At 44.2% G+C, this 780-nt stretch carries 1 protein-coding gene; it reads right to left on the bottom strand.

The window, feature by feature from the left end; all coding sequences use genetic code 11:
* Nucleotides 1–780, bottom strand: a 780-nt coding sequence (locus R7Z50_RS26650) for a S41 family peptidase (RefSeq protein ID WP_318149634.1), incomplete at both ends; no start/stop codon positions are given.

The following is a 780-nucleotide window of genomic DNA, read 5'->3' as shown; positions in this document are numbered from 1 at the left end:
CGGTTGATTAATACCGTCAAAGGACCATCGTAACTTACCAGTCCGTCGGTATCAGCATTAACTTTGATGCGGCCATAGCTGTCGCGCACTTGTACGACTGGGCCTTCTTTAATGAAGAGGCCAGTAAGTGCTGTTGCTTCAGTAAGAGCACCACCACCGTTGTTACGTAAATCAACGATGATACCGTCAACGTTTTTCGCTTTTAGGTCATTAAGTAGCTTGTCTGTGTCTTGTGAAAGACCGACGTAGAAACTTGGTACTTCAAGAACACCAATCTTCTTGCCGTCTTTCTCAATGATCTCAGACTTAACCGCTCGGTCTTCTAAACGAACTTTGTCGCGCACAATTGTGACAATGTAACTCTTTGCGTCATTACCTTCTGGCAAGATTTGTAGATTAACCTTTGTTCCTTTAGGACCTTTGATTAATTGAACTACATCATCCAGACGCCAGCCAATCACATCGACAATTTCTTCACCGTCTTGACCAACACCAATGATGCGGTCCCCTTCACCAAGTTGCTTACTCTTAGACGCAGGGCCACCAACTACCAATGAACGAATAACAGTGTAGTCATCTGTCATTTGCAAAACGGCACCAATCCCTTCAAGAGACAGGTTCATTTCTGATTGGAATTGCTCTGCGTTACGAGGAGAAAGGTAACTAGTATGAGGATCGACCTGTCTTGCGAAGGCGTTCATATAAAGCTGAAACGCGTCTTCATTGTTGGTCTGTGTGATACGCTTCATCGCGTTGTTATAACGCTTCTCTAAAACTTCT

The organism is Vibrio sp. 1249-1, assembly GCF_033340495.1.
The sequence above is the reverse complement of the archived record's forward strand: the minus strand, read 5'-3'. Positions and strand labels throughout refer to the sequence as shown.